The 3,508-nt window shown below is 56.9% G+C and carries 2 protein-coding genes and 1 tRNA gene; 2 read left to right on the top strand and 1 reads right to left on the bottom strand.

What is annotated here, in order from left to right; translation table 11 throughout:
- Positions 1 to 281: 281 nt before the first annotated feature.
- Complete coding sequence (locus ABYO54_RS15330; protein ID WP_372809110.1) at positions 282 to 1,217, bottom strand: 1-phosphofructokinase family hexose kinase; 936 nt, start codon at positions 1,215 to 1,217, stop codon at positions 282 to 284.
- 89 nt (positions 1,218 to 1,306) lie between these two features.
- On the opposite strand from ABYO54_RS15330, the gene ABYO54_RS15325 reads away from it, so the two are divergent.
- Positions 1,307 to 1,391 (top strand) — tRNA-Tyr (locus ABYO54_RS15325).
- Positions 1,392 to 1,657: 266 nt separating this feature from the next.
- A partial coding sequence (locus tag ABYO54_RS15320; protein WP_372809109.1) for an N-6 DNA methylase occupies positions 1,658 to 3,508 on the top strand: 1,851 nt, incomplete at its 3' end.

Raw genomic sequence — 3,508 nt, 5'->3', positions numbered from 1 at the left:
TCGTTGCGCGGGCAATGTAGTAGCTGATGAGCGAGGTCGAAAGAAACCCCACGACCATCACCAGACTGATGGCCAAAACCAGCGGTTTCCGTTTACTAATATTCTTCATCAACATGAACTCCCTTTGAGCGTGCCCCCATCCTCGACGGGAGGACCGGGCTTAAAATAGAATGTGAATAAAGCAACATGCGTGCCCGTTCGTGGGAATAGCGAGTTGCGCGCGCCGCGACGACGCCGTATGCGAAGGTCCGATCCGGTTCGATCGACCCATAAACAGGGGATTAATCGAGGGCGACCAGGCGGACTTCCCCGCGAAGCCGATCCACGTCGGCGGGCACCAGATACCCCGACAGCAGGTTGAGCGCGTTTGCCGCGCCACAGGCCATGCCGTTGATCAAGGCCGGTTCCATCGCGACCCCGGTGCTCAACGCAACCGCCAGCCCCGCCGTCACCGCGTCCCCGCTTCCCACGGGATTGACCGCGGCGATTTTCGGCGGAAATAGTTCCAGCGCCCGGGACGCATCAACGAAAAAGGCCGACTTGCCGCCCCGGGTAATCAATACCGCCTGCGCCCCAAGCTTCAGCATGTTGCGGCAAGCCCCCATCAAATCATCCCCGCCCATGGTTGCCAGCAGTTCGACGTCATTGATCTTCACAATCACGGGCTCATGCTCGAGCGCCAAAAGCAAGGGCTCCCCCGGCGCGTCAATAACCACCCGGCCCCCTTGTTCATGCACCAGTCGGCAGATTTGCGCATAGGCATCCACCGGAGCGCCGGCAGGCAATTTCCCGGAGATCGGAACAACCGCCTCTTTCAGATCCAAGGATTCGAACAGCTTCATCATGTGCGCCCAATTATCCGGCGACAGCGGCGGCATTTCCTCCACCAACTCCGTGGTTTCGGGATTGCCCGCCTCCACCAGCGTTTGGCAGATCCGGGTCTCGCCGGCCACGATCACATGGCGATAGCCGACCTCCTCGGCATCGAGCATCCGCTCCAGCAATTCGCCGTTCGCCCCGCCGACAAAACCGATCAACACCGGATGCCCGCCCAGCTGACGGACCATTCGCGCGGTATTCGCACCCTTCCCGCCGATGCCGACCGTGACGTTGCACGCGCGGTTCACCATGCCTTTTTCAATTTTTTTGAACTCCAGGATTCGCTGCACGCATGGCGTAAATCCGCAACAGACAATAGGTTTCGTTAATGGCTTCATATGCGAAAAAGGAATACGCGATTTTTTAGCAAAATGACAGTAGACAAACCGAATTTTTCGGGTATGTTGTTCGCTCCTTCAACGGAAACGGTGGGGTTGCGGAGCGGTCAAACGCAGCAGACTGTAAATCTGCCCTCTACGAGTTCGATGGTTCGAATCCATCCCCCACCACCATCTTAGCTCCCTGTTCAGACGCAACACTCTGACAGGGAGCTTTTTACGTTTATACGAGTGCTCCTGCAAAACGCCGACCTTTTCGCCCGATGGGCACAGAAACGGGCACAGTTCCATGCTGATAAAAAAAGTGCACGACTTCCCTCGATTCAAAGCAAGCAATACCCCTCCCGGAACATCAGGCATTGGCACGCCGATCCGCTTGCCGAGTGCATCAATTCCCTCTAAGATGTTTGTGAATTTTGTCAACTTGAGGCGGTTGTTGTATGGAAACGAATTTTTCGAGGTTGCCTGCGTTTATCTGGTCGGTGGCGGATTTGCTGCGGGGTGAGTTTAAACAGAGTCAGTATGGGCGGATTATTCTGCCCTTCACCTTGCTGAGACGTCTGGAGTGTGTGCTGGAGCCTACGAAGGCCACGGTGCTGGCAGAGGTCGAACGATGCGCGAAGATGAGTCCCGATGCGGCGGATAAGATTCTGCTGAATAAGGCGGGGCTGAGTTTCTACAACACGTCCCCGATGGATCTAAGCACACTGGGCGAAACGCAGGTGCTGGACAATCTGGAAACCTATGTGCAGTCGTTCAGCCCTGCATCGCGCGAAATCTTTGAGCACTTCCGCTTTTCGGAGTTCATCGAAAAGCTGGACGAAGCGAACCTGCTCTACGTGGTGGCCAATAAGTTTGCCAATATCGATCTGTCACCCGCCAGCGTGCCGAACTATGAAATGGGCCTGATCTTTGAGGAGCTGATCCGCCGCTTTGCGGAATCCTCCAACGAAACCGCCGGGGAACACTTCACGCCCCGCGATATTGTCCGCCTGACCACCTCGCTGGTATTTGCAGGGGATGACGACGTACTGACGAAACCGGGCGTGGTGCGCTCGATCTACGACCCCACCGCAGGCACAGGCGGCTTCCTCTCCGCAGGCATGGAGTATCTGCACGAACTCAACCCGCAGGCGCGACTGGTGGGCTTTGGGCAGGAACTCAACCCCGAATCCTATGCCATCTGCAAGGGCGACATGCTGGTCAAAGAGCAGGACGTCAAAAACATCAAGCTGGGCAATACGCTGTCCGACGACAAGCTCTACGCGGAAACCTTCGACTACATGCTCTCCAACCCGCCCTTCGGCGTGGACTGGAAGAAGATCGAAAAGGCCGTCAAAGATGAGCAGAAAATCAAAGGCTACGGCGGACGCTTCGGCCCCGGTACGCCCCGGGTGTCCGACGGTTCGCTGCTCTTTCTGCTGCATCTGGTTTCCAAAATGCGTGACCCCAAGAAAGGCGGTTCTCGGATCGGCATCATTTTGAATGGCTCTCCGCTGTTCACTGGTGGTGCAGGAAGCGGTGAGTCGGAAATCCGACGCTATCTGCTGGAACGCGATCTGGTCGAAGCCATCATTGCCCTGCCGACTGACATGTTCTACAACACAGGCATTGCCACCTATATCTGGGTGCTCTCCAACCACAAGCCCGCCGAACGCAAAGACAAAGTGCAGCTGATCAATGCGACGGACATGCACGAACCCATGCGCAAGTCGCTCGGTTCAAAACGCAAGGCCATCAGCGAAAAACAGATTGAAGAAATCGTCCGCCTCTACGGTAGCAACGAGACTTCCAAGGTCTGTAAAATTTTCAACACCACCGACTTTGGCTACCGCCGCATCACCGTCGAACGCCCCTTGCAGCTGGCCATCCATCCGCACGACGCCGACCGCCTCGACGCCCTGCAGGCCGACAAAGCGTGGAGCAAATGGGACGCCGACCTGCAGCAGGCCGTCCTCCAGACATTGGGAGATCTCAAAGAAGAATACCTGTCTCGCGACACGTTCCTTGCCGCGTTGAAGAAAAACTTGGAGGGCGAGGCTCTGTCCGAGCTGCGTGGCCAAGGGTCGGCGGGTGGCTCGGACGGAGCCTCGCCCTCCAAACTGACAGCCCCAAACCTCAAACTGCTTTTAAAACATCTGGGCGAGCACGACGACGAAGCCGAAATCTGCACCGACGCCAAGGGCAATCCCGAACCGAATCCCGACCTGCGCGACAACGAAAACGTCCCGCTCTCTGAAGACATCCAAACCTACTTTGAGCGCGAAGTCCTGCCGCATGTTCCCAACCCG

Origin of the sequence: Pontiella sp. (genome assembly GCF_041622395.1) — a bacterium.
Lineage (GTDB): Bacteria > Verrucomicrobiota > Kiritimatiellia > Kiritimatiellales > Pontiellaceae > Pontiella.
Note: the sequence above shows the minus strand (reverse complement) of the source record. Positions and strands in the feature narration are given on the sequence as shown.

Coding starts and splice junctions, on each gene's coding strand:
- ABYO54_RS15330 (WP_372809110.1), bottom strand. CDS start 1,217: ATGAAGCCATTAACGAAACCTATTGTCTGTTGCGGATTTACGCCATGC.